The sequence below is a fragment of the Mangrovimonas sp. CR14 genome (assembly GCF_011764015.1).
GTDB lineage: Bacteria > Bacteroidota > Bacteroidia > Flavobacteriales > Flavobacteriaceae > Mangrovimonas > Mangrovimonas futianensis.
The window spans coordinates 194,615-219,887 of the sequence record NZ_JAAFZY010000006.1 but is presented as its reverse complement, the minus strand read 5'-3'; the positions used below and the strand labels follow the sequence as shown (position 1 = coordinate 219,887).

At 36.3% G+C, this 25,273-nt stretch carries 24 protein-coding genes; 15 read left to right on the top strand and 9 right to left on the bottom strand.

Features of this window, described 5'->3' with window-relative positions:
* Positions 1-19: 19 nt before the first annotated feature.
* On the bottom strand, positions 20-601 hold the full coding sequence (locus GZ212_RS13490) for an NUDIX hydrolase (RefSeq protein ID WP_166961264.1): 582 nt from the start codon (positions 599-601) through the stop codon (positions 20-22).
* Positions 602-730: 129 nt separating this feature from the next.
* Here GZ212_RS13490 and pyrE point away from each other — a divergent pair, with 129 nt between their 5' ends.
* Positions 731-1,375, top strand: coding sequence for an orotate phosphoribosyltransferase (gene pyrE / locus GZ212_RS13485; protein ID WP_166961262.1), 645 nt, complete (start codon positions 731-733; stop codon positions 1,373-1,375).
* 25 nt (positions 1,376-1,400) lie between these two features.
* Entirely contained in the window at positions 1,401-1,796 is a 396-nt protein-coding gene (locus GZ212_RS13480) for an SRPBCC family protein (protein WP_166961260.1), read from the top strand.
* On the opposite strand, the gene GZ212_RS13475 is transcribed toward GZ212_RS13480, so the two are convergent.
* Positions 1,793-2,524 (bottom strand): biotin--[acetyl-CoA-carboxylase] ligase, encoded by a 732-nt coding sequence (locus GZ212_RS13475; protein WP_166961258.1) that lies wholly within the window; start codon positions 2,522-2,524, stop codon positions 1,793-1,795. The genes GZ212_RS13480 and GZ212_RS13475 overlap by 4 nt on opposite strands.
* Positions 2,525-2,618: 94 nt before the next feature.
* On the opposite strand from GZ212_RS13475, the gene rsfS reads away from it, so the two are divergent.
* From rsfS to GZ212_RS13445, 6 genes are all read left to right on the top strand, one after another.
* Positions 2,619-2,990: a ribosome silencing factor gene (gene rsfS / locus GZ212_RS13470; RefSeq protein ID WP_053970167.1), complete on the top strand. Its 372-nt coding sequence runs from the start codon at positions 2,619-2,621 to the stop codon at positions 2,988-2,990.
* An 8-nt stretch (positions 2,991-2,998) separates the two neighbouring features.
* Complete coding sequence (gene ftsH / locus GZ212_RS13465) at positions 2,999-4,984, top strand: ATP-dependent zinc metalloprotease FtsH (RefSeq protein ID WP_166961256.1); 1,986 nt, start codon at positions 2,999-3,001, stop codon at positions 4,982-4,984.
* 126 nt (positions 4,985-5,110) lie between these two features.
* The gene (locus GZ212_RS13460) at positions 5,111-5,722 is read left to right on the top strand and encodes an LUD domain-containing protein (protein ID WP_053970169.1); all 612 of its coding nucleotides are present in this window, start codon (positions 5,111-5,113) and stop codon (positions 5,720-5,722) included.
* A gap of 1 nt (position 5,723) precedes the next feature.
* Positions 5,724-6,545: a phosphatidate cytidylyltransferase gene (locus GZ212_RS13455; RefSeq protein ID WP_166961254.1), complete on the top strand. Its 822-nt coding sequence runs from the start codon at positions 5,724-5,726 to the stop codon at positions 6,543-6,545.
* Positions 6,535-7,185 carry a phosphatidylserine decarboxylase family protein gene (locus tag GZ212_RS13450; protein ID WP_166961252.1) on the top strand — a complete coding sequence of 217 codons (651 nt, stop codon included), beginning with the start codon at positions 6,535-6,537 and terminating at the stop codon, positions 7,183-7,185. The genes GZ212_RS13455 and GZ212_RS13450 overlap by 11 nt, the downstream gene beginning before the upstream one ends.
* Positions 7,185-7,451 carry an acyl-CoA-binding protein gene (locus GZ212_RS13445; RefSeq protein WP_166961250.1) on the top strand — a complete coding sequence of 89 codons (267 nt, stop codon included), beginning with the start codon at positions 7,185-7,187 and terminating at the stop codon, positions 7,449-7,451. Before GZ212_RS13450 ends, GZ212_RS13445 begins: the two co-directional genes overlap by 1 nt.
* A gap of 17 nt (positions 7,452-7,468) precedes the next feature.
* Here the strand turns inward: GZ212_RS13445 and pafA are convergent, their stop codons facing one another.
* A complete protein-coding gene (gene pafA, locus GZ212_RS13440) occupies positions 7,469-9,127 on the bottom strand; it encodes an alkaline phosphatase PafA (RefSeq protein WP_166961248.1) in 1,659 nt (552 codons plus the stop codon).
* A gap of 109 nt (positions 9,128-9,236) precedes the next feature.
* Between pafA and GZ212_RS13435 the strand changes: the two genes are divergently transcribed.
* Together GZ212_RS13435 and GZ212_RS13430 are read left to right on the top strand one after the other, a co-directional pair.
* A complete protein-coding gene (locus GZ212_RS13435; RefSeq protein WP_166961246.1) occupies positions 9,237-9,974 on the top strand; it encodes an ABC transporter permease in 738 nt (245 codons plus the stop codon).
* Positions 9,974-10,741, top strand: coding sequence for an ABC transporter ATP-binding protein (locus GZ212_RS13430; RefSeq protein ID WP_166961244.1), 768 nt, complete (start codon positions 9,974-9,976; stop codon positions 10,739-10,741). The genes GZ212_RS13435 and GZ212_RS13430 overlap by 1 nt, the downstream gene beginning before the upstream one ends.
* Positions 10,742-10,745: 4 nt before the next feature.
* Here the strand turns inward: GZ212_RS13430 and GZ212_RS13425 are convergent, their stop codons facing one another.
* From GZ212_RS13425 to GZ212_RS13415, 3 genes are read right to left on the bottom strand one after another with little or no spacing between them, the layout of a single operon-like run.
* Positions 10,746-12,209 (bottom strand): DUF389 domain-containing protein, encoded by a 1,464-nt coding sequence (locus GZ212_RS13425; protein WP_166961242.1) that lies wholly within the window; start codon positions 12,207-12,209, stop codon positions 10,746-10,748.
* 8 nt (positions 12,210-12,217) lie between these two features.
* Entirely contained in the window at positions 12,218-13,297 is a 1,080-nt protein-coding gene (locus GZ212_RS13420; RefSeq protein ID WP_166961240.1) for a mannose-1-phosphate guanylyltransferase, read from the bottom strand.
* Positions 13,298-13,306: 9 nt separating this feature from the next.
* Entirely contained in the window at positions 13,307-13,909 is a 603-nt protein-coding gene (locus GZ212_RS13415) for a SprT-like domain-containing protein (protein WP_053970178.1), read from the bottom strand.
* 171 nt (positions 13,910-14,080) lie between these two features.
* Here GZ212_RS13415 and GZ212_RS16155 point away from each other — a divergent pair, with 171 nt between their 5' ends.
* The 4 genes from GZ212_RS16155 (at position 14,081) to GZ212_RS13390 (ending at position 17,558) form a co-directional block, all read left to right on the top strand.
* Positions 14,081-15,124, top strand: coding sequence for a class I SAM-dependent methyltransferase (locus GZ212_RS16155; protein WP_240923815.1), 1,044 nt, complete (start codon positions 14,081-14,083; stop codon positions 15,122-15,124).
* A gap of 5 nt (positions 15,125-15,129) precedes the next feature.
* Positions 15,130-15,648 (top strand): GNAT family N-acetyltransferase, encoded by a 519-nt coding sequence (locus GZ212_RS13400; protein WP_166961237.1) that lies wholly within the window; start codon positions 15,130-15,132, stop codon positions 15,646-15,648.
* Positions 15,649-15,717: 69 nt separating this feature from the next.
* The gene (locus GZ212_RS13395) at positions 15,718-17,028 is read left to right on the top strand and encodes an APC family permease (protein ID WP_370520493.1); all 1,311 of its coding nucleotides are present in this window, start codon (positions 15,718-15,720) and stop codon (positions 17,026-17,028) included.
* 80 nt (positions 17,029-17,108) lie between these two features.
* Positions 17,109-17,558, top strand: a complete 450-nt coding sequence (locus GZ212_RS13390) for a hypothetical protein (RefSeq protein WP_053970182.1) — start codon at positions 17,109-17,111, stop codon at positions 17,556-17,558.
* Between the two features lie 37 nt (positions 17,559-17,595).
* Here the strand turns inward: GZ212_RS13390 and hemL are convergent, their stop codons facing one another.
* Genes hemL through GZ212_RS13375 form a run of 3 tightly spaced genes read right to left on the bottom strand, consistent with a single transcriptional unit; the run spans position 17,596 to position 20,661 of the window.
* The gene (gene hemL, locus GZ212_RS13385) at positions 17,596-18,885 is read right to left on the bottom strand and encodes a glutamate-1-semialdehyde 2,1-aminomutase (RefSeq protein WP_166961234.1); all 1,290 of its coding nucleotides are present in this window, start codon (positions 18,883-18,885) and stop codon (positions 17,596-17,598) included.
* 11 nt (positions 18,886-18,896) lie between these two features.
* Positions 18,897-19,748, bottom strand: coding sequence for a glucosaminidase domain-containing protein (locus GZ212_RS13380; protein WP_166961231.1), 852 nt, complete (start codon positions 19,746-19,748; stop codon positions 18,897-18,899).
* A gap of 4 nt (positions 19,749-19,752) precedes the next feature.
* The gene (locus GZ212_RS13375) at positions 19,753-20,661 is read right to left on the bottom strand and encodes a 1-aminocyclopropane-1-carboxylate deaminase/D-cysteine desulfhydrase (RefSeq protein WP_166961228.1); all 909 of its coding nucleotides are present in this window, start codon (positions 20,659-20,661) and stop codon (positions 19,753-19,755) included.
* A gap of 251 nt (positions 20,662-20,912) precedes the next feature.
* Between GZ212_RS13375 and GZ212_RS13370 the strand changes: the two genes are divergently transcribed.
* On the top strand, positions 20,913-25,271 hold the full coding sequence (locus tag GZ212_RS13370; RefSeq protein WP_166961225.1) for a GEVED domain-containing protein: 4,359 nt from the start codon (positions 20,913-20,915) through the stop codon (positions 25,269-25,271).
* The last annotated feature ends 2 nt before the right edge of the window (positions 25,272-25,273 follow it).

Sequence of the window (25,273 nt, the reverse complement as noted above, 5' to 3'; positions counted from 1 at the left end):
AAAAAGACCATTTCATTTTTCACACCAACGCTCTAATATTAGCATAGGAGTTTTCCATAGCCTTTTCGGCTTCTTGTTCACTTAACCAAGAAACCTTAGTGATTCCTTCGTTCTCTTGTGGATTTAGATGGCCTGTATAACTGGTTTTCATCTCAAACCAATGGGTCACCTTAATACGGTTCCTTCCATTCCTCTTAAAAATATGGTAGGTAATTTGAAGTGGCCTTATAATTTCAAGTCCCAACACGCCCGTTTCTTCTTCAACCTCACGTATCGCCGTTTCTTCAATGGATTCCTTCTTTTCTGCCTTTCCTTTGGGCAAATCCCATTTATCATTGCGATAGATAAATAATACTTCCCCACTTTCATTGTACACTTTGCCACCTCCAGCTATAACGTTTGGCAACTTTTTAAGAAACTTCTTCAGTAATTTATCCTTATTCTTATGAATCAAACGCACCTCCTTTAAAGATGTCTTGTTTAATTCCCTAATCACTTTATTGACATTTACCGAATTAAGCAAATAGTTTTTAAAGTCTGTTTCCTTTTCGACTTTAGTTGTCAAAACTATAGGCTTATCGTTTACAAAAACCTTATACATATGCGGGGTTTTGAATCCTATCTTTTGTAAAAGTATTAATTTTTAAATCATAGCAAACAGAAACCTATATTAATTCTAAATCTTATCAAGACCAGAATATTATTTTAAAAAAAGTGTATTTTTGTTGTCATGATTTTCAACAAACACACCGCAAGAAAAACTGCAGAAGTTTTATTGCAAGTCAACGCTATTAAACTACAACCCAAGAATCCCTTTACTTGGGCATCAGGCTGGAACTCACCTATTTATTGTGATAACCGCATCGTTTTGTCATATCCTCCAATTAGGAACTACATCAGGGAAACCATGGCTAAACAAATTGAAAAACAATTTGGAAAACCAGATATCATTGCTGGAGTTGCTACGGGAGCCATTGGTATAGGTATGTTGGTTGCAGAATATATGGGCCTACCTTTCATTTATGTAAGACCAGAGGCTAAAAAACATGGGCGCCAAAATCAAATTGAAGGTCATGCAGAAGGTGGTGCTAATGTGGTGGTGGTTGAAGATTTGATTAGCACAGGAATGAGCAGCTTAAATGCAGTTAAAGCCTTAAGAGACGCCCACTTGAATGTTAAAGGAATGATTGCCATTTTTTCATATGGCTTTGACATTTCCAAAAAGAATTTTGAAAAGGAACAAGTGACGCTTAGCACTCTAGGAGACTATGAAACCCTACTAGAGCAAGCACTTGACACTAATTACATCTCTCAAAAAGACCTGACAACTTTGTCAGATTGGAATGCTAATCCAAGTGAATGGAACGCTAATTGATTAAAGCATTTCTAAACAACAAAAAATGAACTTAGAATCACCCAAAGTAAGCATAGACAAATCGCCTCAAGAGGTATTTGATTTTTTATCAAAAATTGAAAATTTCGAAAAATTAATGCCTGAAAGCATTAGCAAATTTGAAGTTCTTAATGAAGATACGTTTCTCTTTGCCTTAAAAGGCATGCCAGAAATCACACTTCAAAAAAAGCAGCTGAACGCCCCTAGCCAAATCGTTTTGGGTGCCGGAGGAGGAAAAATTGATTTCACTTTAACTGGAAACATTGAAGAAACCAGTGTTGATCAAAGTGAATTGCAATTGGTTTTCAATGGCTCATTTAACCCTATGATGGCCATGATGATCAAAGGTCCTATCACGAAATTTATAGAAACTTTGGCCACCAATATTCCAAAAGCTATTTAATAAAGTAATTTAATTTCTTTAACCTCATACCCCTTAATCTTCTCATCTTCCATGAGAACCTGAAGATTACCATCAGGACTTACAGAGGTAATGATACCTGTAAATATAGAACCTTCAGCATCTTGAAATGTTGAAGGTTTATTTTTTCTAAACAAATAAGAATGGTATTCATCATACACTTGTTCATACTCACCGGCTTCTAATTTTTGAAAATAGTACTTTAACTCATCCAAAATCAAATAAAGTATTTCATCCAAATCAAATAGCTTACCCGTTCTAACCAATAAAGAAGATGCTTGCGGTAAATCTTGAAAATCTGATTGGTTGACATTGAGTCCAACTCCAATAATTGTAGCTTTAAGCTTACCTTGCTTTATGATATTTTCAATTAAAATTCCACAAATTTTCTTATTCTCTGACAAAATGTCGTTAGGCCATTTAATAGCCAATTTGGGAATATGCAACTTTTCTAGAGCTCGTTTGACACTTAAAGAAGAAACCATACTCAGATAAAAACTGTGCTCAATTGAAAGAAACGAAATATCCTTAACGGAGCTAAACATAAGGTTTTTAGCCGATTCCGAAGCCCAGACACTTCCCATCTGTCCTTTTCCCTTGGATTGAAATTCAGCAACCACCGTTGTAAAATCCTCTAGAAGACTGTCACTACTTAACTGCCTTAAAAAGGTGTTTGTTGATTCAGTGGCATTAAGTTTGATTATACGCATATAATTTGGTTATCTTAGTACTGAAATTTCTTATGAAAAATTTAAAGTATAAAGAACTAAAAAATAATAACTTTGCACAAATTAAAACATATTAATGGCGAAAAAGGAATCTAATGCTGATCTACTGATAGCAACTATTTTAAGTGGAATTGAAGATGTCAAGGGGAAAGAAATCAATATTTTAGATTTACGGGAGATTGAAAACACAGTTTGCGACTACTTTATCATTTGTGAGGGGACTTCGAATACGCAAGTAAGTGCCATTGTAAACTCAATCCAGAAAAAAGTTAGTAAAGAATTAAAAGACAAACCATGGCACGTGGAAGGCATGGATAATGCTGAATGGGTTTTAATGGATTATGTCAACGTGGTTGTACATGTTTTCCAAAAACACGTTAGGGAGTATTATGACATAGAAAGCCTTTGGGGTGATGCGAAAACAACAATTATCGAAACGAATTATTAAAGAAATTAATGGCAGCTAACAAAAATAATCCTAAGAATAAAAAACCAAAATTCAGTCCTTATTGGATTTATGGAATCCTGATAGCTATGTTTATCGGGCTTCAACTTTTTAGTGGTGGCGGCTTACAAGACGCTAGTAAGACTACGCCTTCACAATTTATTCAGTTCCTTAGGGATGGTGATGTATCTAAAGTTGTAATTGTTAACGAAAAATACGCAAGAGTATATCTCACTCCAGAAGCTGAAAAAAAAGAAGTTCATAAAAAATCAATAAATAAATCTCTACTTCCATCAGCAACAAAAGCTCCAAATTACACTTTTAGATTTGGTGCCATAGAAATTTTCCAAAAACAGCTAGAGGATGTTTCAAGTGAAATTTCCCCAACTCCAACTATTGAGTATAAAGAAGAACAAAACTATTGGGGCGACTTTTTAATCAGCATGCTTCCTTTCATATTATTAATAGGTGTTTGGATTTTTATCATGAGAAGAATGTCTGCTGGAAGCGGTGGTGGTGCTGGAGGGCAAATTTTCAATATTGGAAAGTCGAAAGCCAAATTATTTGACGAAAACACAGAGGTAAAAGTTTCTTTTAAAGACGTTGCCGGACTAGAAGGAGCTAAAGAAGAAGTTCAGGAAATCGTTGACTTCTTAAAGAACCCAGAAAAATACACTTCTTTAGGAGGAAAGATTCCAAAAGGAGCCTTATTAGTAGGTTCTCCTGGAACAGGTAAAACATTGTTGGCTAAAGCCGTTGCGGGAGAAGCCCAAGTACCATTTTTCTCTCTTTCAGGATCTGATTTTGTGGAAATGTTTGTAGGTGTTGGTGCCTCAAGAGTAAGAGACTTATTTAAACAAGCTAAAGAAAAATCTCCATCCATAATCTTTATTGATGAAATTGACGCCATAGGTAGAGCGAGAGGGAAAAACAATTTTTCAGGTTCTAATGATGAGCGTGAAAACACATTAAACCAATTGTTGACAGAAATGGACGGTTTTGGAACCAATACCAATGTCATTGTATTGGCGGCAACCAACCGAGCTGATATTCTTGACAAGGCTTTAATGCGTGCAGGTAGATTTGACAGACAAATTTTTGTTGATCTTCCAGATGTGAGAGAGCGTAAAGAAATATTTGAGGTTCATTTAAGACCTCTTAAAAAAGATAAGGATTTAGATCTTGACTTTTTATCAAAACAAACGCCAGGGTTCTCTGGTGCAGATATTGCCAATGTTTGTAACGAAGCTGCTTTAATTGCCGCTAGAAAAGGAAAGAAGAGCGTTGGTAAACAAGATTTCCTAGATGCTGTAGATAGAATTATTGGAGGTCTTGAGAAGAAAAATAAAATCATAACTCCAGAAGAGAAAAAAGCCATTGCTTTTCACGAAGCTGGACATGCCACTGTGAGTTGGATGTTGGAGCATGCTGCTCCACTAGTTAAAGTTACAATCGTTCCAAGAGGAAGATCTTTAGGTGCCGCTTGGTACCTGCCAGAAGAACGACTTATTGTAAGGCCAGAACAAATGCTTGATGAAATGTGTGCTGCCATGGGTGGTCGTGCTGCTGAAAAGGTCATTTTTGATAAAATTTCAACAGGAGCTCTAAGTGATTTGGAAAAGGTAACCAAACAAGCAAGAGCGATGGTAACCATTTACGGCCTGAGTGATAAAGTTGGAAATTTAACTTATTACGATTCCAGTGGACAAAACGACTATGGTTTTACCAAGCCTTACAGTGAAAAAACGGCGGAGTTGATTGATAAAGAAATTTCTGATATCGTTGAAGAACAATACCAAAGAGCCATCAATTTATTAACGCAACATAAAGATAAGTTGACCGAATTGGCTGAAGTTCTTCTAGAAAAAGAAGTTATTTTCAAGGACAATCTAGAGAAAATTTTCGGTAAGCGTCCCTTTGCAAAAGAGGAAGAGCTAGCAGAAATGGATAACTTGGAAGACAACAATGAACCTATTGAGGTTAATGAAGAAAAGTAATTCTCGAAAAGTCTTTTATATTTGTTAACCTTATTCAAAAATCTTAATTTAACGATAACGTTAGGTTAAGATTTTTTATATTTGAAAAAAGCCGCGAAAACCAGATTTTAATAGCAAAGAAACTAAATGAGTCTATTTAGAAAACTTTTTGGTTCCAAAACAGATCATTCGGAAGAAGAAATTAAGTCGAATGAACGAAGCAAATACATGCCAGAAGTTAAGTTGCCAGTAGACGAAAGATTTACCATAAATTTCAAGCGAAATGGAGGTAAATTTTTGTACTGTGAAGACTTGAATGAAATCTTTGATGCATTAGAAAACATCATTCATGAAAACCAATGGATGAACAAACAGGTTATGGTTATTGACAATAACCTCAAGGATACTTTCAAGAACTTTGAGGTTAAAATGACAACATCAGCTCAAGATTCAGAATTCTTCTTGACTACCTGTGAAAATCTAATCGCAGATGATGGTTCCTTACTAATTTCGTCCAATCAAATCGCTGAAAAAAAATTAGGCGAGTTCCCTGATCACTTTGTTGTTTTCGCTACAACTAGTCAGATCGTTGAAAGCATAAGTGAAGGACTGAGGGGAATCAAATCAAAAAATAAGAGACAGATTCCAACTAACATTACCACTATTAAACATTTCAAGGCCACTTCTTCTGAAGAAGATTTTATGACCTACGGAAGCCATTCTAAGGATCTATACCTCCTACTCCTAGAAGACCTTTAATATGAAAGAAGTTCTCATCAGATCATTTTCGGGATTGTTATACATATCCTTACTCATTTGTTCTATGTTTTTTGAACATGCGTTGGTTATTGTATTTTTTATTTTTGGACTCATTTGTATGGCTGAGTTTAGAAAACTAATCCATTACAAATCCTATGTGCCCTTTATTTCCTTTTCTATCTTATATCTGATCTTCGGATTTTGGCCGTTTGTCATGAAAACAGATTCGGGCCTAAAGGAGGCCACACAAATACTTCATGTCATTACTATTTTTGTCCAATTATTTTTGATAAAAGATTTATTCACTCACAAGAATATACCTCTTTTCATTTCTAAGCGGGTTATACTTACCACATTTTACTTATCCAGTGGATTTGTATTTATGATTCTTATTTCAAAGTTTAAGGAAGTCTATAATCCTTATGTCCTCTTAGGATGTTTTATATTGGTTTGGACCAACGATACGTTTGCCTATTTAGTCGGAAAAAACTTTGGAAAACAGAAGTTATTTGAGAAAGTATCTCCAAAGAAGACAGTTGAAGGCTTTTTAGGAGGTTTGTTTTTTTCCTGTGTGGCAAGTTATTTTATTGCTACCTTTACAGATACTTTTAGCTTTACCAAATGGCTATCCTTAGGTATAATTATAGCAGTTTTTGGTACGTTAGGAGACTTAATAGAATCTAAGTTTAAAAGACAGGCAAAAGTAAAGGACAGCGGGGTTATTATGCCTGGTCATGGAGGGTTATTAGACCGATTGGACAGTATGATTTTTGCATCACCTTATATCTTTTTGTTTTTACAATTATTTAAATATGTTTCATAAAGAAGGACATAAAATTATTTTAGGGACTTTCATTTTAATTATTGCCCTAACCATCCTTGTAGAATTTACCATTTCGCTATCATGGCTTCGTGTTTTATTGGAAATCGCACTTTTGGTGTTTTTTGTCCTCATCCTTCAGTTTTTCAGAAATCCAAAAAGGATTTTTGCTTCCAATGAAGCTCAAGTTTTAAGTTGTGTAGACGGTAAGGTTGTTGTCATTGAGGAAGTATTTGAAAAGGAATATTTCAAGGACCAAAGACTTCAAGTGAGTGTTTTTATGTCACCTGTCAACGTGCATGTTACTAGATATCCTATTACAGGAAAAGTACTGTTTAGCAAATACCATCCAGGAAAATATTTAGTGGCCTGGCATCCTAAAGCCAGTGAAGAAAATGAACGTACAACGGTTGTTGTTGAGAACCCAACTTTTGGGCCGATACTGTATCGACAAATAGCCGGCGCCTTAGCAAAGCGCATTGTAAATTACGCTGAAGAAGGACAAGAAGTTCTACAAAGTACAGATTCTGGATTTATCAAATTTGGGTCAAGAGTAGATTTATTTTTACCTTTAGATAGCAATATCAAGGTTGCTTTAAATGAGGTAGTCAAAGGAGGAATTACGGTTATTGCAGAAAAATAATGACTGCAGAGGATTTAGATAAAACATTTCAAGATGCCGTAGAACGCATTAATAAACACAAGGAACCATTCCCAGCAGATTTCCTATTACGCCTTTATGCCTATTACAAAAAGGCCACCAATGACTATGGTCGCCCTAACAGTAAAAAGCAAATAATAAATGCTTTTAAAACAAATGCCCTATTTCAAGTCCAAAATGTTTCTCCTTACGAAGCGAAAAGAAAATATATTGAACTTGTAAATAACTACTTCCTTTATAGAAAGTAATCTTCTCCAATAAAATTCTATTTCAATAAAAATCCTAAAGGTCTGCCCGTAGCGCCACTAGGAAAACTTACTCCCAACAATGAAGAGATTGTTGAAGCAATATCAGGAATTACCGTACGCTCAAACGTATGACCTTGTTTAATTCCTTTTCCATAAAATAATAGAGGCACATGCGTATCATAATTAAATCCAGAGCCATGTGTAGATCCAGTTCTGCCGTAAGAAATGAAGGCTGGGTCTTGCACCACTAGAACGTCTCCCGATCTTTTTTGGTTAAATCCATTTTCCAACAATTCCTCAACACCTGTTGTAAAAGAGGTTGAAGCCATAGTTTTTGCAGTGTAAGCCTTATATACATTATCATAGGATAAAAGCTCATCTACAATGGCATCTTGAACATCATCCAAATCCAATCCCAACTCCTTTATTTTCTCTCTATTTAGAAAGACCTGATTATTGCTAATATTTTCAACCAAATCGTCATGCCCAAAATCCTTCTTCATAAACGCATCAAATTTCTTTTTGGAATCCGAATTGTTAAGATATCCCGAAGGTATTTTGACACTGTGTAAATATGCAGGTACTTCAACAGCTCCATGATCTGCAGTTAAAAAAACTGTGTATTCTCCTTCACCTACCTTATCATCCAATGCCTTAAACAAGCGCGCTAAATCGAAATCTAGTCTAATGTACGTATCTTCAATTTCTTTAGAATTAACCCCAAAATTATGCCCTACATAATCGGTACTTGAAAAACTTACTGTAAGCACATCTGTTATTTTGTCCTGTCCCAATTGTTCTCCATCCAATGCTGCAATGGCAAAATCGGCAGTCATACTATTACCGTATGGTGTTGTTTTTAAAATATCAAAATATCCGTTTTTCTCTTTTAAGGCATTTAAATCATAAGGAAAGGTTGCAGTTTCTTTTCCTTTAAACCCTCCTTCAAATTCATTTAAATCCAAACCACTCTCCACATAAGTATCAATATTGTAGTAGGTATCCCAAGTTTTCATATAGGAAGCTGAGTTCCCTGATTTATTAAAATCAATCACCCATTGAGGCAATTCCTTCATATAAAAAGAACTTGTTATCCAACGCCCCTCATCACTTCCATGAAACCAGTAGGCTGCATTAGCAGTATGTCCTGCTGGTAAAATAGCTCCCCTATCCTTTAATGCAACCCCTATCGTTTTCCCTTTAAATTGAGTAAACATTCTGTTTTCATCTCCAAAGGTAGTTGTCATCAATCTGTGAGGTGACATTTTTCCACTAGGAGAATCAGTTCCTACAGGCGAAACGCCCTCATCTCCTGCACAATAAATAGTTTCCTTGATTTCCTTATCATACCAGTTATTTCCAATAATTCCATGATACTTAGGCGTGGTCCCTGTATAAACTGAAGCATGCCCAGGGCCAGTATATGTGGGGATATAGTTAAAATGATTGTTTCTACAATCAAACCCTTGATTCATCAGTCTTTTAAAACCATCATTCCCATATTTGCTATAGAATCGTGTTAAATAGTCATATCGCATTTGGTCAACTACAATACCGACCACCAATTTTGGACGATTCCAATCACTTCCATTCTCAGGGGTAGCTTTTTTAGATTTTTGGGCAAATAAATTCGCACAACTAATAGAGATTAAAACAAATACTAAAAACTTTTTCATTCTAAGGGTATTTTAATGCCCACAAAAATAACCCATTTCATATAGGATATGTTAAAATTAAGGTTAAAAAACATATACTTTTCTTACTTTAGCATCAACAAAAAAGTCTATGACCTACCTTCACAATATTGGTGCTTATTTTATCATGATTAAGGACATGTTCCGCAAACCAACGAGGTGGTCTGTAATGAAAGGACTTATCTTTAAGGAGATTGATGACTTAATCATCGGATCTATGGGAATCGTGGCTTTTATCTCATTTTTTGTGGGAGGGGTTGTCACCATACAAACAGCTTTAAATATTAGCAACCCTTTAATTCCGAAGTATTTAGTAGGTTTCGCCACAAGACAATCCGTCATTCTAGAATTTGCCCCCACTTTTATTTCCATCATTATGGCCGGAAAAGTAGGCTCCTATATTACTTCAAGTATAGGTACCATGAGGGTGACCGAGCAAATAGATGCTTTGGAAGTCATGGGGATTAATGCAATAAACTATTTGGTTTTCCCAAAATTTGTAGCCATGATGTTTTATCCGTTTGTTATTTCCATCGCCATGTTCTTGGGAATTGTAGGTGGATTGGCTGCTTGTGTTTATGGCGGTTTTACAACTGTAGAAGATTATGTGAGAGGGGTTCAAGAGGATTTCATTCCATTTCATATGGCATATGCCTTTATCAAAACCTTTGTTTTCGCATTTTTATTAGCTACTATTCCTTCTTATTATGGCTATTTCATGAGAGGTGGCTCTTTAGAAGTTGGAAAAGCTAGTACCACAGCATTTGTTTGGACCAGTGTTGCCATTATATTATCAAACTATTTATTAACCCAAATGCTTTTAAGTTAATGATTGAAGTTAAAGACATTCATAAATCTTTTGGGGACACCGAAATTTTAAAGGGTATTTCTACCACTTTTGAAAAAGGAAAAACGAGTTTGGTTATTGGTCAAAGTGGTTCTGGAAAAACTGTATTCCTAAAATGCCTATTGGGGTTGTTCACTCCTGAAAAAGGACAAATCATTTATGACGGACAGTCCTACACAGATTTAAGCCCAGACCAAAAGAGAACGCTTCGGTCTGAAATGGGTATGGTTTTTCAAGGAAGTGCCTTATTTGATTCCATGACCATTGGAGAAAACGTCATGTTCCCTTTGCGTATGTTTACCAAACAGAGCATGAGTGAAATGCAGGATCGTGTGAATTTGGTTTTAAAAAGAGTTAATCTTGCTGATGCCCAAAAGAAAATGCCCAGTGAGGCCTCTGGAGGAATGCAGAAACGTGTCGCCATTGCTCGCGCTATTGTAAACCAACCTAAATATTTGTTTTGTGATGAGCCCAATTCAGGGTTGGATCCTAGAACAGCTATTGTCATTGACAATTTAATTCAAGAAATAACAGACGAATATAACATTACAACCATTATCAACTCCCATGACATGAACTCAGTTATGGAAATTGGTGAGAAAATTGTATTCTTAAAAGATGGTGTAAAAGCTTGGGAAGGCTCCAATGCAACCATTTTTAGAACTGATAATGAAGCCGTAACTAATTTTGTTTATTCTTCGGAATTATTCAAAAAAGTAAGACGAATGTATCAGGAAGAGAATGAGTAAATAACTATTGATTTACCACTCTTAAACTATCTAGATCCTTGTACTGATACCTTAACCATTCTTCCAAATTCTTACGTTCCTTTTCTTTTTGGACTGAATTCAAATTTGAATCATTCCAAGACACTGAAAAAACAGAGATCGTATCAATTTTAGTAAAATTGGTAGTTACCACATTGGAATAGGAAAGTCTCGAAATGTTCTTAAAAAGAATTTTCAATTCTTCACTTAGCTTATCCATGGGTACTTGATTCTTTTCAAAACGGGATAATTGCTTCACACGGCTTTCTAATATGGAAACCTTTTGGGATTGCGTCAATAATTCCAATGAATCTCTAGAACGAAGTTCCTGCATGTATTTAATATTGTCGACACCTTCAATACTTGATTGATTAATGACCAATTTAGTATTTTTCAAGGGGGCATACTCCTTCATTCTCCCCTCCAAAAGAATAATGGTCTCTTCAGAAATTTTATTTAAACCATAGGTGTTGACTTCAATGGTAGAATTTTCCCCATCATTATAGTTATAAGCAACATTTCGTTTTAAATAATTGGCATATGGCAATTTACCTACTTCGTTATCCATGAAATTTTTAGCCGCTTTATTAAAATTACTTTCTCCTAAAACAGTTACAAATGTCCACAAAGCTGGAATCATAGCAATAATCGCCAATAAGGTAGCCAACTGAGCAATACGTTTTCTTTTTTTGGAATTGGCATATTTAATCATTGGGAATCTTAGCACCTTAACAACTATAAAGGTTGCTAATGCAATAAAAATGGCATTAATAGTAAATAGATACATCGCCCCAAGGAAATAAGGGATATTACCAGATGCCAAACCATAACCAGCGGTACAAAGTGGAGGCATCAAAGCTGTTGCAATCGCCACCCCAAAGATAACTGAGGCTATTGTTCCCTTTTTTGTTCGAGCAATGATAAGAGCCAAACCACCAAAAAAAGCAATTAGTACATCACGAATATCTGGTTTGGTTCTTCCCAATAATTCAGAATTATCCTCACTTAAAGGAAAGAAATAGAAAAACAGAAAGGCTGTTAATAAACTAAGACCTATCATAATGGCTAAATTCACCAAGGAGCGTCTTAAGGTATCAATATCATTAATGGCAATGGACATTCCTATTCCTAAAATAGGACCCATTAGCGGAGATATTAACATGGCTCCAATAACTACTGCAGTAGAGTCTGCATTCAGACCGATGGAGGCCACAAAAATAGAACAGACTAGAATCCAAGAAGTAGCTCCTTTAAAGGAAATATCACTTACTACTGCCTGCAAGGTAGCATCCCTATCTGTATCTTCTCTAAAGTCTAAAAGCTCTTTTAAAAACTTCTTAATACTCCTAAATAAACCTTGGGCATCCTGTTTGACCTCTTCTTTGGTTTCTTCAATTTTTTGAGCACCCTTTTCAGCCTCTTCCGAAAAATTAAATTTATTTTCTGTCATAGTTTAGTTTAGCCATAGTGCTCACCAAATTTCTGTTTCACTTGTTGAAGCACCTTTTTGATATCTTGTTCCTTTTCTTTTGGAAAGATAAGCAAAACTTCTTCTTTATCAACAATGATATAATCACTTAGACCATCTACTACAACTATTTTATTTTTAGGGGAGCGAATCATATTTCCAGAAGCATCAACACTTAAAGTCTTCGCATTTACCACTGCATTTTGGTCTTCATCCTTATCCAATTTATCGTAAAGGCTTCCCCAGGTTCCCAAATCATTCCAATCAAAAGTAGCTGGAATGACATAAACGTTTTGACTCTTCTCCATAATGGCATAATCAACCGAAATATTTTCTGCCAAAGGATAATTATCAGCTATAAACTTATCCTCATCATCCGTATTATAGGCTTCCATTCCCTTATTGAAATGATCGTACAAATTGGGCTGGTTGTTTTGGAAAGCTGCTAAAACCGATTTAGCGCTCCACATAAAAATACCGGCATTCCATAAAAAATTCCCTTGTGCTAAAAATTGCTTAGCCGTTTCATAATCAGGTTTCTCCCTAAATTGAGATACTGGCTTGATAGTATCACCACTGGATTTATCAAACTCAATATAACCGTAACCTGTATTTGGAAACGTAGGTTGAATACCCAAGGTCATCAAAGCATCGTGTTCCTGGCAAAATTGAAAAGCCTGATCCACATTTTGAACAAAAGCTTCTTCATCTTCGATCCAATGGTCACTAGGAGCAACAATCATAACTGCATCGGGATTTTCCTTCTGGATTTTCATGGAGGCATACAGAATACATGGTGCCGTATTTCTCATGGCTGGCTCAAGAACAACCTGTCTTTGGTTTACTTCAGGTAACTGTTCCAACACCAAATCGTTATATCTCTCATTGGTCAAAATGTAGATATTCTGTGCCGGGATTAGTTTAGATAATCTATGAAAAGTTTTTTGAATAAGAGTTTCTCCCGTCCCAAGCATATCATGGAACTGTTTGGGAAATTGAGAGGTGCTAACTGGCCAAAATCTTGATCCTACACCTCCAGCCATCAATATGGCATAATAATTCTCTTTCATATCTTTAAACTATTTATTTTTTACTAATTCAATTTCTGCATTGGGATTGAACAAATATACTTTTCCTGTAGCTATTTCTATACATTCAATACGCTTTGTGCGTTGACTCCCCTTTTTAAATACCCTTCCATTATACAACCTAAAGATACTTCCTGTTGGAACTTCAAAAACAAAGTGTTTCCCATTTGGAGGGTCATACTGCTTTAAAGCCAAAGCCAACTGTGTATCGGTATCACTACTAGCTTTCGGATTTCGAAAATGCTTTGCTAATAAAGGCAACAGTTCTTCAGGAAAAATATTTGGATTAATAAACGGTAACATCAACCTCTGAAAAGTATACTTCCATTCCTTCCCATGTGGCTTAATGTTTCTTCCAAACTGGGAAAAAGCTTCAAAATGGGCAATTTCATGAATTAAGGTAATCAAAAAACGATAAGGGTTTAGATTGCCATTGATGGTTATTTGATGTTGACCATTGATCAATCTTCTGTAATCTCCATGCCTTGTCTTTCTCTCTCTTTTCACCTTGACCTCTAAATGGTCATGATCCAATAATTCTTGAACTTGGGCAACAGCCGCATTCGGAATGAATTCATTCAATTTTTGTTGCATCCTGCAAACTTAATCGATTTTCCATTAATTTGATAGGTCTTCATTCACTATGATGATTGAAGTCTAAGAATTAACCATAATTTCACATAAGAGCAGGTCATTTATGTGAAACTAAAAACTTTAAATCTAAACTTCTTTTTTCCCTAATTTTATATCAACAGATATTTCATAATGAAACAAAGACTACTTAATCTGGCTTTAATACTAACTTCTCTTTTGGGATACCTTGAATGGGGTCAAGATCAATCGGTTTTTCTTTTTCAAGCTGAATTAGATATTTTAATCAAATTATTTAATGACCCAGGTTCGATACTTCATCCTTTAACCCTCTTTCCTCTATTGGGGCAACTGATTTTATTTTTCACACTATTTCAATCTAAACCTAGCAAAATACCAAGCTTTATTGGAATAGGATGTTTGGGCAGTTTGTTCTTATTTATTCTAATTGCAGGAATTCTGGGACCCAACCTAAAAATCATACTATGTACGCTCCCTTTTTTATTGTCAGCCGTCTATTCTATTTGGAATCTAAAAACAAGAAAATCTAAAAAAGTAATCCCTATATTTAACTTCATGGACACCTATCAAGAAACATTTGAAACTTGGAATCAAATAGCCAAAATTTATGAGGAAAAATTTATGGATTTATCCTTGTATAATGATTCATACGATGCGTTTTCAAACAATTTGCCTCCAATGGCCAAGGTTCTTGATGTTGGTTGTGGTCCTGGAAACATTTCCAAATACTTACTAAACAAAAAACCTAATTTAGAAATATTAGGGATTGACATTTCACAAAACATGGTGGATTTGGCAAATAAGAACCTGCCAAAAGCTAAATTTCAAGTGATGGACTTCAGAAACCTAAACAAACTTAATATGAAGTTTCAGGGTATCATTTGTGGATTTGGCTTACCCTACCTTTCACTGGAAGAAATAGATGATTTCATCCAACAATGCTATGATCTGTTATCTGAAGAAGGTATCCTTTACATCAGTTTCGTTCCTGGAAATACAAAGAATTCAGGTTTTATTACTGGTATGAATGGTTTGCGTGTTTATTTTAATTACCACGATTCCAATCGGATTAATGAAATTTTAAAGAAAAATTTATTCCAGCATATCCAGACCATGGAAGTTCCTTTCAATAAAAAAGATGACAGCAAGGAAATTCACCAAATTCTAATTGCTACAAAATACATCCATCACCCATAGAGATCATGAGCAAAAGTTCATCACCCATTTTAAAGACTAAAAGGTTACTATTGAGAGCGCTCAAGTCTGAAGATTGGGAAATGATTTCATTTCTAAGATCAGACCCAAAAATTAATGAATTTGTTGACAGACCAAAAGCAGAAACCAAAGAAGCTGCACTGACCTTTATAAATAAAATTATAAGCCCTGTGGATGGACCTCCAGCTCAATATTGGGGAATCTGCCTCCGATCTAAGGATAGTATCATCGGCACTGTTTGTTTATGGAATTTTTCAGAGGATAGAACCCAAGCAGAACTTGGTTATGATTTAAATTATGAGTTCCAAGGTAAAGGTTATATGAATGAGTGTTTAAATGAGATTCTGCGATATGGATTTCAAGATTTAAATTTAAAGGAAATTTCTGCCATGACCCATTATAACAATGTCGCTTCTATTAAATTACTTGAACGTTTGGGCTTTTTGAAGGAAGAAAAACCTTTTGAAGGGGATCCAAATCTTCTTATTTTTAGAAAATCCAATTAAGGCCCATTAGATGGAAACTTGTAAACATGAAACAGGTTCAAATGAAATATTAATTTAAAATCTTAAACTATTTCAAATTCAATTAAAACAATCGGTCTCAAAGAAGCCATTTCAATAGGCATTGGAGGTATGGTGGGAGGTGGTATTTTCGCTGTCCTCGGGCTAGCCGTTTCTCTCGCTAAAGGCGGAACGCCTATAGCATTTCTAATAGCAGGAATAATTGCGCTTTTAACATCTTACAGTTATGTAAAACTGACGAAAAAATTCCCCGATCGCGGCGGTACGGTTCGGTTTATCAATGAGGGATTTGGAAAAACTATTTTCAGCGGAAGTATTAACAACTTGCTCTGGGTGAGTTACATCATCATGTTGTCATTGTATGCTTCGGCCTTTGGCTCCTATGCACAAAATTTACTTCCTTTAGTCAACAAGACCATTGATTTTCATATTTATGCCAGTGCTATTATCATTTTAGCAACAGCGATCAATTACTACAGCATTAAAGTAGTAAGCAAAATTGAGTCTTACTCAGTCATCATTAAACTAATTATTTTACTGGGTTTTGTAGGAGTTGGAATTTACGGTTTGGGAGGAAATCCCCATTTGGAGCAACTTCAGGTAACGAATTGGGAAACGCCTTTACAGTTACTTACAGGAGGGATGGTCATTTTTGTGGCCTATGAGGGTTTTGAACTTATTGCTAATGCTGCTCCCGATATTAAAGACCCCGATAAGAATATTTCGAAAGCTTATTTTTATTCCGTCATTTTCGTTATTCTACTATATATAATTATTGCCATTGTTACTGTAGGCTCTCTTTCCTTTGAAACCATCAAAAAGGCGGAAGAGTATGTATTAGCTGAGGCAGCCAAACCAGTTTTAGGTCAAGTTGGATTTACAGTCATCACGATTGCTGCCATGATTTCAACCTTTTCAGCCATAAATGCGTCTTTATATGGCGGTAGTAGGGTAAGTTATGAAATAGCTGAAGATGATGAATTACCACATAGCTTAACAGACAGCTTCTGGAACCATCCCATCGGACTTTTAATTACAGCCATTTTAAATTTGATCCTAACCAACACACTCAACCTTGAGAGCATCTCAACAGCTGGAAGCATAGGGTTTCTACTCATATTTGCCACGGTCAATTTTGTAGGATTTAAATTATCTAATAAAATCAATGGTTCAAAATTCATTCATATTATTGGGTTCCTATTTTGCCTCATAGCTAGCATCACATTGATAACGCAACAGTTCAAGGATAATTTTATAGGTGTTGTCATTTCAGTTACTATAATAGCCTCCTGCCTTTTGGGAGAATTCATTTACAAGACCTACTTTGACCACCAAAATTCAAAGAAGATAAACAACCGTTAATCTGATGTTAATTTTCCCACAGAGATTAAACCAATTTTCTTTTTAGAGGTCTTAATACCAAACAGAAACATTTAAACACTATGAAAAAATTATTGTTTATGGTCATGGCCTTTTTAGCTATACAGACCATGTCCGCCCAAGAGAGACGCATGAATAAAATGGCAGATTATACGCCAGAAGAACAAGCCGAAATCCAGACTAAAAAAATGACTTTGGCATTAGACCTTACTGAAGCGCAACAAAAGAAAGTTCAGGCCATCCATCTTGAAAATGCAAAAAATAGGAAGGTAAGGATGGAAGAATTCCAAAAAATGAGAGGATCAGGTGAAAAACCAACAAAAGAACAGCGTTTGGCTCGAGAGAATGAAAGACTTGACAGACAAATTGAAATAAAAAAACAAATGAAGTCCATCTTAAATGAGGATCAATATACCAAATGGGAAACCCAAATGGAACAAAGACGCAACAGAATGGCAGACAGAGGTCAAAAAATGTCAGGAAACAAAAAAATGCAGAAAAGAAGACCTTAACCTATTGAAAAAAAGCCTTGAGATTCAAGGCTTTTTTTTATTTCATTTTTTTACTCACCACATCACATGCCGCTATGGTTTTATCCAAATCTTCATATGAAAGTGCATCGGTAATAAACCAAGTTTCAAAAGCACTTGGGGCAATGTATATTCCTTGATCCAACATACCATGAAAGAAGGCTTTAAAAGACTCATTGTTACCATGGGCGGCACTATCAAAGTCATACACCTCATTATCGCAGAAATGCACAGAAATCATTGAACCTACCCTATTGATTTGATGAACAACTTCATTTCTTTCTAATACCTCTCGTAGCCCTTTTTCAAGATAGGAGGTCTTTTCTTCCAAACGTTGAAACACTTCCTTATCCTCATTCAAGGCTGTCAACATAGCCAGTCCAGCAGCCATAGCCAATGGATTACCGCTTAAAGTCCCAGCTTGATAAACAGGACCTAAAGGCGCTAAGTGATTCATAATCTCATTTCTAGCTGCAAACGCTCCCACTGGTAAACCACCACCTATTACTTTTCCAAAACAAACAATGTCTGCGGAAATATCAAACAGCTCTTGAGCACCTCCTGAAGCCAACCTAAAACCGGTCATCACCTCATCAAATATCAATAAAATATTTTCTTTATCACATAGAGCTCTTAACCCTTTAAGAAATTCCTCTTTGGGTGGAATACATCCCATGTTACCGGCCACTGGCTCTAAAATAATACATGCGATATCACCAGAGTTAGCAGAAACAATCTCTTCAACATGGGCGATATCATTATATCGAGCTAATAACGTATCTTGTGCGGTTCCTTTGGTCACACCAGGACTATTTGGACTCCCAAAAGTAACCGCGCCACTTCCGGCTTGGATTAAAAAGGAATCACTGTGTCCATGATAGCAACCAGCAAACTTGATAATTTTATCTTTACCCGTATAACCGCGAGCCAATCTGACGGCACTCATACATGCTTCTGTACCAGAGTTGACAAATCTTATTTTGTCAATGTTGGGAACCATGGAAACGGCTAATTCGGCAATTTTAGTTTCAATTTCCGTTGGAGTCCCAAAAGAAGTCCCTAGTTTGGTTTTTTCAATAACGGCATCTACAACAGGTTGATAGGCATGTCCCAAAACCATCGGTCCCCAAGAATTAATATAATCTATTAACTGGTTTCCATCTTCATCATAAAGGTATGCGCCCTTGGCTTTATTTATGAAAAGTGGTGTACCTCCCACCGCTTTAAATGCCCTCACAGGAGAATTTACTCCTCCAGGAATAACCTTTTCTGCATTAGCAAACAATTCACTGCTGCGTTTATATAACATATTGGTATTTTTTATTTGACCGAAAGAACTTGGCCAATTTGCAAATCATTATTTTTTAATCCGTTCATTTTTCTCAACTGCTCCACGGTAAGATTATGTTTCTTGGATATGGAATATAATGTATCTCCCTTTTGGACCGTATAGGTGTTTCCAAAATTATCAACGGATGCAGGAGTATTAGTTGACGTAACAGTTCTTATTCTGTTGCGACTGGCAGGATTACCTAGCACTTGATCATCATATTGATGGAGCTGGTAACGCTCAATCAAGTCGATTAATTTTTCGGGATAACGTCTGTCAGTTGCATAGCCAGCGGCTCTTAGCTCTCTAGCCCACCCTCTATAATCGTCTGGGTCTAATTCAAACAATTTATAATAACGCTTTCGTTCCTTTAAAAACAAAGAATGGTCCCTGAATGAATACTTGGCATCATTATATTTTCTGAAACATTCTTGTGATCGATCGTCATCATGATAAATTTTTGCACCTGTCCAATCATGGCACTTTATTCCGAAGTGATTATTGGCCTCAACAGACAACCTTCCCTTTCCTGAACCAGATTCCAAAATACCTTGAGCTAGAGTAATACTTGCAGGTATCCCATAAAGTTTCATTTCCTCCATAGCCACTGCATGGTATAAATTGATATATGCAACGGTTGGCGAACTAGAAGAACTTGAGGTATTAGGAGTCGTAGTGGGCGCCGTATTATTTGATTTCGGCTGTGTGCTTGAGGTTGCAGATCTCGTATTTTGATTTCTCACAACACGCTCCTTCTTTGTTTTTACCGAAGCAGCCTTTTTCTTGGAACCACAGTTAAACACCAAAACACTTAGTAAACAAAGAAATACTATCTTTCTCATGTAATTATTTTATTAATGGTAGATTTTTTTGCTTCAACTTTTGGTTCATTCCTTCAATGCCTTGTAGGCCTCCAGTATGAATTGCCAAAATTTGCGACCCTTTTGGAAAAAAACCCTTCTTAATCAAATCAAAAATACCAAACATCATTTTCCCGGTATAAATGGGATCTAAGCGTATTTGATATTTCATTTTGAACTCATTAATAAAACCGATCAATTCCTGATTTATTTTACCATAACCGCCAAAATGATAATCTGTAATTAATTTCCATTGGTCTTGGGTTGCAAACTTACGAATATCCTCCGACAAAAAATCACCTTTCAAAGCGGGAAATCCCAAAACCATTTGATCTTTATTTGAAGCATTTATTAAACCCGAAATGGTTCCTCCCGTACCCACAGCACAACAGATATAATTCATTTCTTGATCAACCTGCGCCAAGATCTCTTCACACCCCTGAACTGCTAAATTATTTGTTCCTCCTTCTGGAATCAAATAAAAGGATCCAAACTCTTCTCTTAAATTGTTAATGAAATGTGCCTCTCCTTTCAGACGATACTCAGACCGTGTGACAAATTTAAAGGTCATCCCCTGTGAAGCTGAATATGATAAAGTAGGATTATCTGGAATCTTTGATTCCAATTCTTCTCCCCGAATAATCCCTATGGTTTCAAAACCAAATTCGTTACCTGCTGCAGCCACGGCAGCAATATGATTTGAAAATGCTCCTCCAAATGTCAGTAGTTTAGAACATCCCATTTCTCGAGCTTCCAAAAGGTTATACTTCAATTTTCGATATTTATTCCCTGAAATCATAGGATGAATGCGATCCTCCCGTTTCATTGTAACAGAAATCCCTCCTAAAAAACTACCAACAAATTGGTTTTCAACAGAATTAAAAGACAAATTCATAAAAATCAAACAAATAGACGTTCAAAATATTGGGAAATTAAAAAATATTCTATCTATTTTTTACAATATTCAACAATACACAGCGATTTAACATTTTTAAAACAAATATTAATATATTTACATTAGCTTGCTAAACTATTAGCAATTACCCTCTCGAATCTTCCAAACCACTAATACGCCAACTTATTTCTTTGGTATCCTAAGAATAATTAAAAAAATAACAACCCGATTTGGGTTGCCTAGATTGGCATATGAAAAAAAATTACTTACAGGAAAATTGTTGTAAAGCATACAAACATTTCATCTATACCCTCCTTCTTTTATCAGGTTATTTTGTTCAAGCACAAACGACGCTTTTTTTTGAAGACTTTGAAGCAGCCTCTGGACCAGAAAATCAAGCAAGTCCATATCTTGGATGGCAGAATGGTCAATTTACTACGACACCAGCCACCAATGACAATTACTTCTGGGTATTTGACAACACACGATGCAATGTGATTTCTGGGTCATATTCTATGGCAGTCAGTGTTAATAATCCAGCTACTTCCGGAACCATGCCTCAATATAAAGCCAACAAGGTAGCTGCCACCTTAGTATATTTTACAACCCCCATTGATGCGACCAATTTTGAATCGGTTACTTTGGATTTCAATTGGATTTGCCAAGGAGAAGCGAACTTTGATTATGGTTCGGTACTCTACTCCTTTGATGGTAGCACTTGGGCCGTATTACCCGGAGAGTACCAAGGGCAAAATACGACTCAAAGTGTAACCAATCTTGATTTATCTGTGGTTGATGGACAAAGTTTCTATTTGGGGTTTGGATGGAATAATGATAACTCTACAGGAAATTATCCTGCATTTACTATTGATGATATTGAAGTTAAAGGAACACCTTTACCCGCTTGCGCAACACCTTCTCAGCAACCCACAACCTTAACCTTATCGGCCACAGGAGATTCGGCATATGGTTCATTTACCGCCCCTTCCCCAGAACCAGATAATTATTTGGTTGTAATCAGTACGTCGGCTACTCCCCCAACACCTGTTGATGGGGTTAATTACAATATAGGAGACTCCATTGGAACTGCCACTGTAGTGGATATTGATGGTAGTACCAACTTCACCGCCACAGGTTTAACCCAGAACACCACCTATTACGTCTATGTTATCTCGTTTAATTCGGAATGCACGGGAGGACCTTTATATTTCACAACTAATCCGTTATCTGGGAATGTAACAACAACCAACACATCCTACTGCAGTACTTTAACCACTACAAATCCGGCTACTAAATACATAAATGACGTTGAGTTTATTGGGACATTAAATGATGTTTCCAATTTTAATAATGGGTATTCAATTTCCCCAAGTGGATTTCAAGATTGGACTTCCTTAGAAAAAAGCATTCAAGCTCAAGGAGAAGGAATCAACATTTATGTTGGTTCTGAAACAGGTCACGGAACCTATAAAGCTTGGATTGATTGGAATAAAAATGGTGATTTTTCAGATATGGGTGAATTGATTTATGATACTACTGGAACCTGGACAACCACTACAACTTTTGGTTTCAATATTCCCAGTAACCAACCAATTGGTGATTATAGAATAAGAATTAGGTTCTATTATAAAGGAACAAACCCAAATAACTTTGATGCATGTGATGATTTTGATGGAAATGGTGGAAATTCTGAATATGGAGAAACTGAAGACTATCTATTTACAGTCATTGAAAACTGCTCTGCTCAGATTACCAGCATCACAGATGGCACTACTTGTGGTGAAGGGAACGTAGATCTAACAGTAACTGGAAGTTCAGATGCAACACAATTCAAATGGTATGACGCCGAGATCGGCGGCAACCTTTTGGCTACTACCAACAACGGAACTTGGTCACCATTCATTAGCGCCACTACCAGCTATTGGGTTACGGCCACCAATGGTACCTGTGAATCAGTGAGAAGACTAGAAATCATTGGTACCGTCAACCCTGTCACAACTTTAAGCTTTGTACCTGAAACCCCAGAAATCTGCGGCGAAAATGATATTATAGAGATCTCGGCAACAGGCGATACTGAAATTGCCTACCTCATTGATGAAGATTTTGAAAGTGGTTTTGGTACCTTTTCTCAAAATAATATAATCACAAACGGTTCACCTGCTGATGATATTTCCACTTGGCAAGTCCAAGCTAGCACATATATTCCTAATGGATATGTGTGGTATCCTGCCATTTCCTCTGGGTTTGGAACAAATAGCTTCGTAATAAGTGTAGCGGATTCAGGGGATTACACAGAAAACGAATTAGTTTCTGATGCATTGGACTCCTCCACTTTCACCAATTTGACTCTAGAGTTAGACATGTATTTTTCAAGATACAACCTATCCGTTCCAGAAGAGGTTAATTTGGAAATATCCACAGATGGTGGTAATACATGGCCCAACATTGTAGCAAATATAACAGATGACATCGGATACGGAACGCAATTCTCTCATTTAACCTATGATTTATCAAGCTACATAAATGAACCAAACTTAAGATTTCGAATTTACTACTACTCTGAATGGGGGGATGGTGTAGCCATAGATAATATCGAGCTTTATGGCTCCAGACCGCTAACACCATCTTTCACATGGTCTGGAACACCTGCCGTCGATGCCTATACCGATGCAGCAGCTACTATTCCTTATGTTCCTGGAACTACCATTGGAACCGTCTATGTAAAACCCACCATTGCTCAATTGGAATTGGAAGATTTTACATTTACAGCCATAGCCACTCTTAATAACGGCTGCGACATCAGTAAAGATGTCATCATTTCCAATAAAACCAAGGTTTGGAAAGGTACAGATAATAGCAACTGGAATGATGCTAACAATTGGGCTCCTTATGGCGTTCCTGACGAGACGAATTGCGTGATCATTCAAGACTCCGAAAGCAACATTCCATTCTTAACAACTCCCATGCCACCAGTATTGTATACCGCTCTAGCAAAAAATTTGACCATCAAAGACAGTGGAAACCTAAATGTTTTGGATAATAATAATTTAGTCGTCATGGATTGGATTGCCATTGAAGACAACACCGATTCTTCTATTTTAGAGCTAGATGTTCGAAATGGAGCCAACTTGGTTCAGATTAATAATACCGCCAATTCAGGTGAAATCCACCTTAAGAGAATTGCAGATGTGGATGATGCGACAGATTATGTCTATTGGTCTGCTCCTGTGGCTAATTTTTCCTCGGGAAATCTACCTACTGGCGGCCTTATTTGGAAATGGATTCCATCAGTAAACAATGGAGGAACATACACAAGTAATTTCGGAAATTGGATTAATGGTAATGAAACTATGACCAGTGGCATAGGATACATTTCAAATTCACCAACCAACACGAGTTTTACTACAGAATTTATAGGAACACCAAACAATGGGGATATTTCTGTCCCCATTTCCAGAGGAACTTATACAGGAGTTAATTACACCAACGGACCAACCACAACTCCTGTTACAAAAGATGACGACAACTGGAACCTCTTGGGGAATCCATACCCATCAGCCATTAGCGCCGATAAGTTTCTTGCCAGTAACGCGACGCATTTAGAACCCTTTATTTATTTATGGACCCATGGTATCGCTCCTTCCAATACCACAGACGACCCATTTTATGAAGACTATGTTTACAATTATGATTCCGCAGATTATTTGACCTACAATGCTACAGGAGGCACACAATTTGGTTTTGAAGGATTTATCGGGGCCGGTCAAGGATTTTTTACTCTGATGACAGATAATGGTAGCACCTCAGAAATGGCTAACTTTGATAACAGTATGCGATATGAGTATGACTCGGTCAATTATGAAGCTTATGATAATTCCCAATTTTACAAGACTAATAGCAATTCTACTGCATCTACAACTTTTGATGAAAAGCACCGCATTTGGTTATCCTTGTCATCTCCTGGCTTACCAACCTCCAATATTTTAGTGGGATATGTTTCTAATGCTATAAATGGCTATGATCCCATTTATGATGCACCTGCTCAAGGCGTGAAAATTGAATTTGAACTATACTCACTAGTTGAAGATAAATCTTTGGCCATCCAAGGAAAAAGCTTGCCATTTGATGAATTGGACACCATACCACTAGGTCTCAAATTACCTCAAAATGGAAATTATACCATTTCCATAAATCATGTGGACGGACTTTTTGAAGACGCCACCCAAAACATTTATCTAGAAGACACTTATACGGGAATTATTTCAGATTTAAGAATGGCTCCTTTCAGCTTTAACAGTGATGAAGGCATTTACAACGATCGATTTATTTTAAGGTACACTAATGAAACGCTTAGTTTACCTGAATCTATATTGGAAAATACCATTTCAATAAAAGCTCCAAATGGCAGTTATATTTTGGTGAATTCATCCCAAGGTCCCATTGAAGAAATTCATATTTTAGACCTCACAGGAAAGCGCCTTATACAAGAGAATGCACTCAGCTCCTCTCAGGTAAAGTTAGAATCCTTAAATCTTTCAACAGGTTCCTATTTGGTTTCCGTAACTCTTAAAAATGGATTTAAGAAAACACAAAAAGTGATTTTAAAATAAAC

Coding starts and splice junctions, on each gene's coding strand:
- GZ212_RS13490 (WP_166961264.1), bottom strand. CDS start 601: ATGTATAAGGTTTTTGTAAACGATAAGCCTATAGTTTTGACAACTAAA.
- pyrE (WP_166961262.1), top strand. CDS start 731: ATGATTTTCAACAAACACACCGCAAGAAAAACTGCAGAAGTTTTATTG.
- GZ212_RS13480 (WP_166961260.1), top strand. CDS start 1,401: ATGAACTTAGAATCACCCAAAGTAAGCATAGACAAATCGCCTCAAGAG.
- GZ212_RS13475 (WP_166961258.1), bottom strand. CDS start 2,524: ATGCGTATAATCAAACTTAATGCCACTGAATCAACAAACACCTTTTTA.
- rsfS (WP_053970167.1), top strand. CDS start 2,619: ATGGCGAAAAAGGAATCTAATGCTGATCTACTGATAGCAACTATTTTA.
- ftsH (WP_166961256.1), top strand. CDS start 2,999: ATGGCAGCTAACAAAAATAATCCTAAGAATAAAAAACCAAAATTCAGT.
- GZ212_RS13460 (WP_053970169.1), top strand. CDS start 5,111: ATGAGTCTATTTAGAAAACTTTTTGGTTCCAAAACAGATCATTCGGAA.
- GZ212_RS13455 (WP_166961254.1), top strand. CDS start 5,724: ATGAAAGAAGTTCTCATCAGATCATTTTCGGGATTGTTATACATATCC.
- GZ212_RS13450 (WP_166961252.1), top strand. CDS start 6,535: ATGTTTCATAAAGAAGGACATAAAATTATTTTAGGGACTTTCATTTTA.
- GZ212_RS13445 (WP_166961250.1), top strand. CDS start 7,185: ATGACTGCAGAGGATTTAGATAAAACATTTCAAGATGCCGTAGAACGC.
- pafA (WP_166961248.1), bottom strand. CDS start 9,127: ATGAAAAAGTTTTTAGTATTTGTTTTAATCTCTATTAGTTGTGCGAAT.
- GZ212_RS13435 (WP_166961246.1), top strand. CDS start 9,237: ATGACCTACCTTCACAATATTGGTGCTTATTTTATCATGATTAAGGAC.
- GZ212_RS13430 (WP_166961244.1), top strand. CDS start 9,974: ATGATTGAAGTTAAAGACATTCATAAATCTTTTGGGGACACCGAAATT.
- GZ212_RS13425 (WP_166961242.1), bottom strand. CDS start 12,209: ATGACAGAAAATAAATTTAATTTTTCGGAAGAGGCTGAAAAGGGTGCT.
- GZ212_RS13420 (WP_166961240.1), bottom strand. CDS start 13,297: ATGAAAGAGAATTATTATGCCATATTGATGGCTGGAGGTGTAGGATCA.
- GZ212_RS13415 (WP_053970178.1), bottom strand. CDS start 13,909: ATGCAACAAAAATTGAATGAATTCATTCCGAATGCGGCTGTTGCCCAA.
- GZ212_RS16155 (WP_240923815.1), top strand. CDS start 14,081: ATGAAACAAAGACTACTTAATCTGGCTTTAATACTAACTTCTCTTTTG.
- GZ212_RS13400 (WP_166961237.1), top strand. CDS start 15,130: ATGAGCAAAAGTTCATCACCCATTTTAAAGACTAAAAGGTTACTATTG.
- GZ212_RS13390 (WP_053970182.1), top strand. CDS start 17,109: ATGAAAAAATTATTGTTTATGGTCATGGCCTTTTTAGCTATACAGACC.
- hemL (WP_166961234.1), bottom strand. CDS start 18,885: ATGTTATATAAACGCAGCAGTGAATTGTTTGCTAATGCAGAAAAGGTT.
- GZ212_RS13380 (WP_166961231.1), bottom strand. CDS start 19,748: ATGAGAAAGATAGTATTTCTTTGTTTACTAAGTGTTTTGGTGTTTAAC.
- GZ212_RS13375 (WP_166961228.1), bottom strand. CDS start 20,661: ATGAATTTGTCTTTTAATTCTGTTGAAAACCAATTTGTTGGTAGTTTT.
- GZ212_RS13370 (WP_166961225.1), top strand. CDS start 20,913: ATGAAAAAAAATTACTTACAGGAAAATTGTTGTAAAGCATACAAACAT.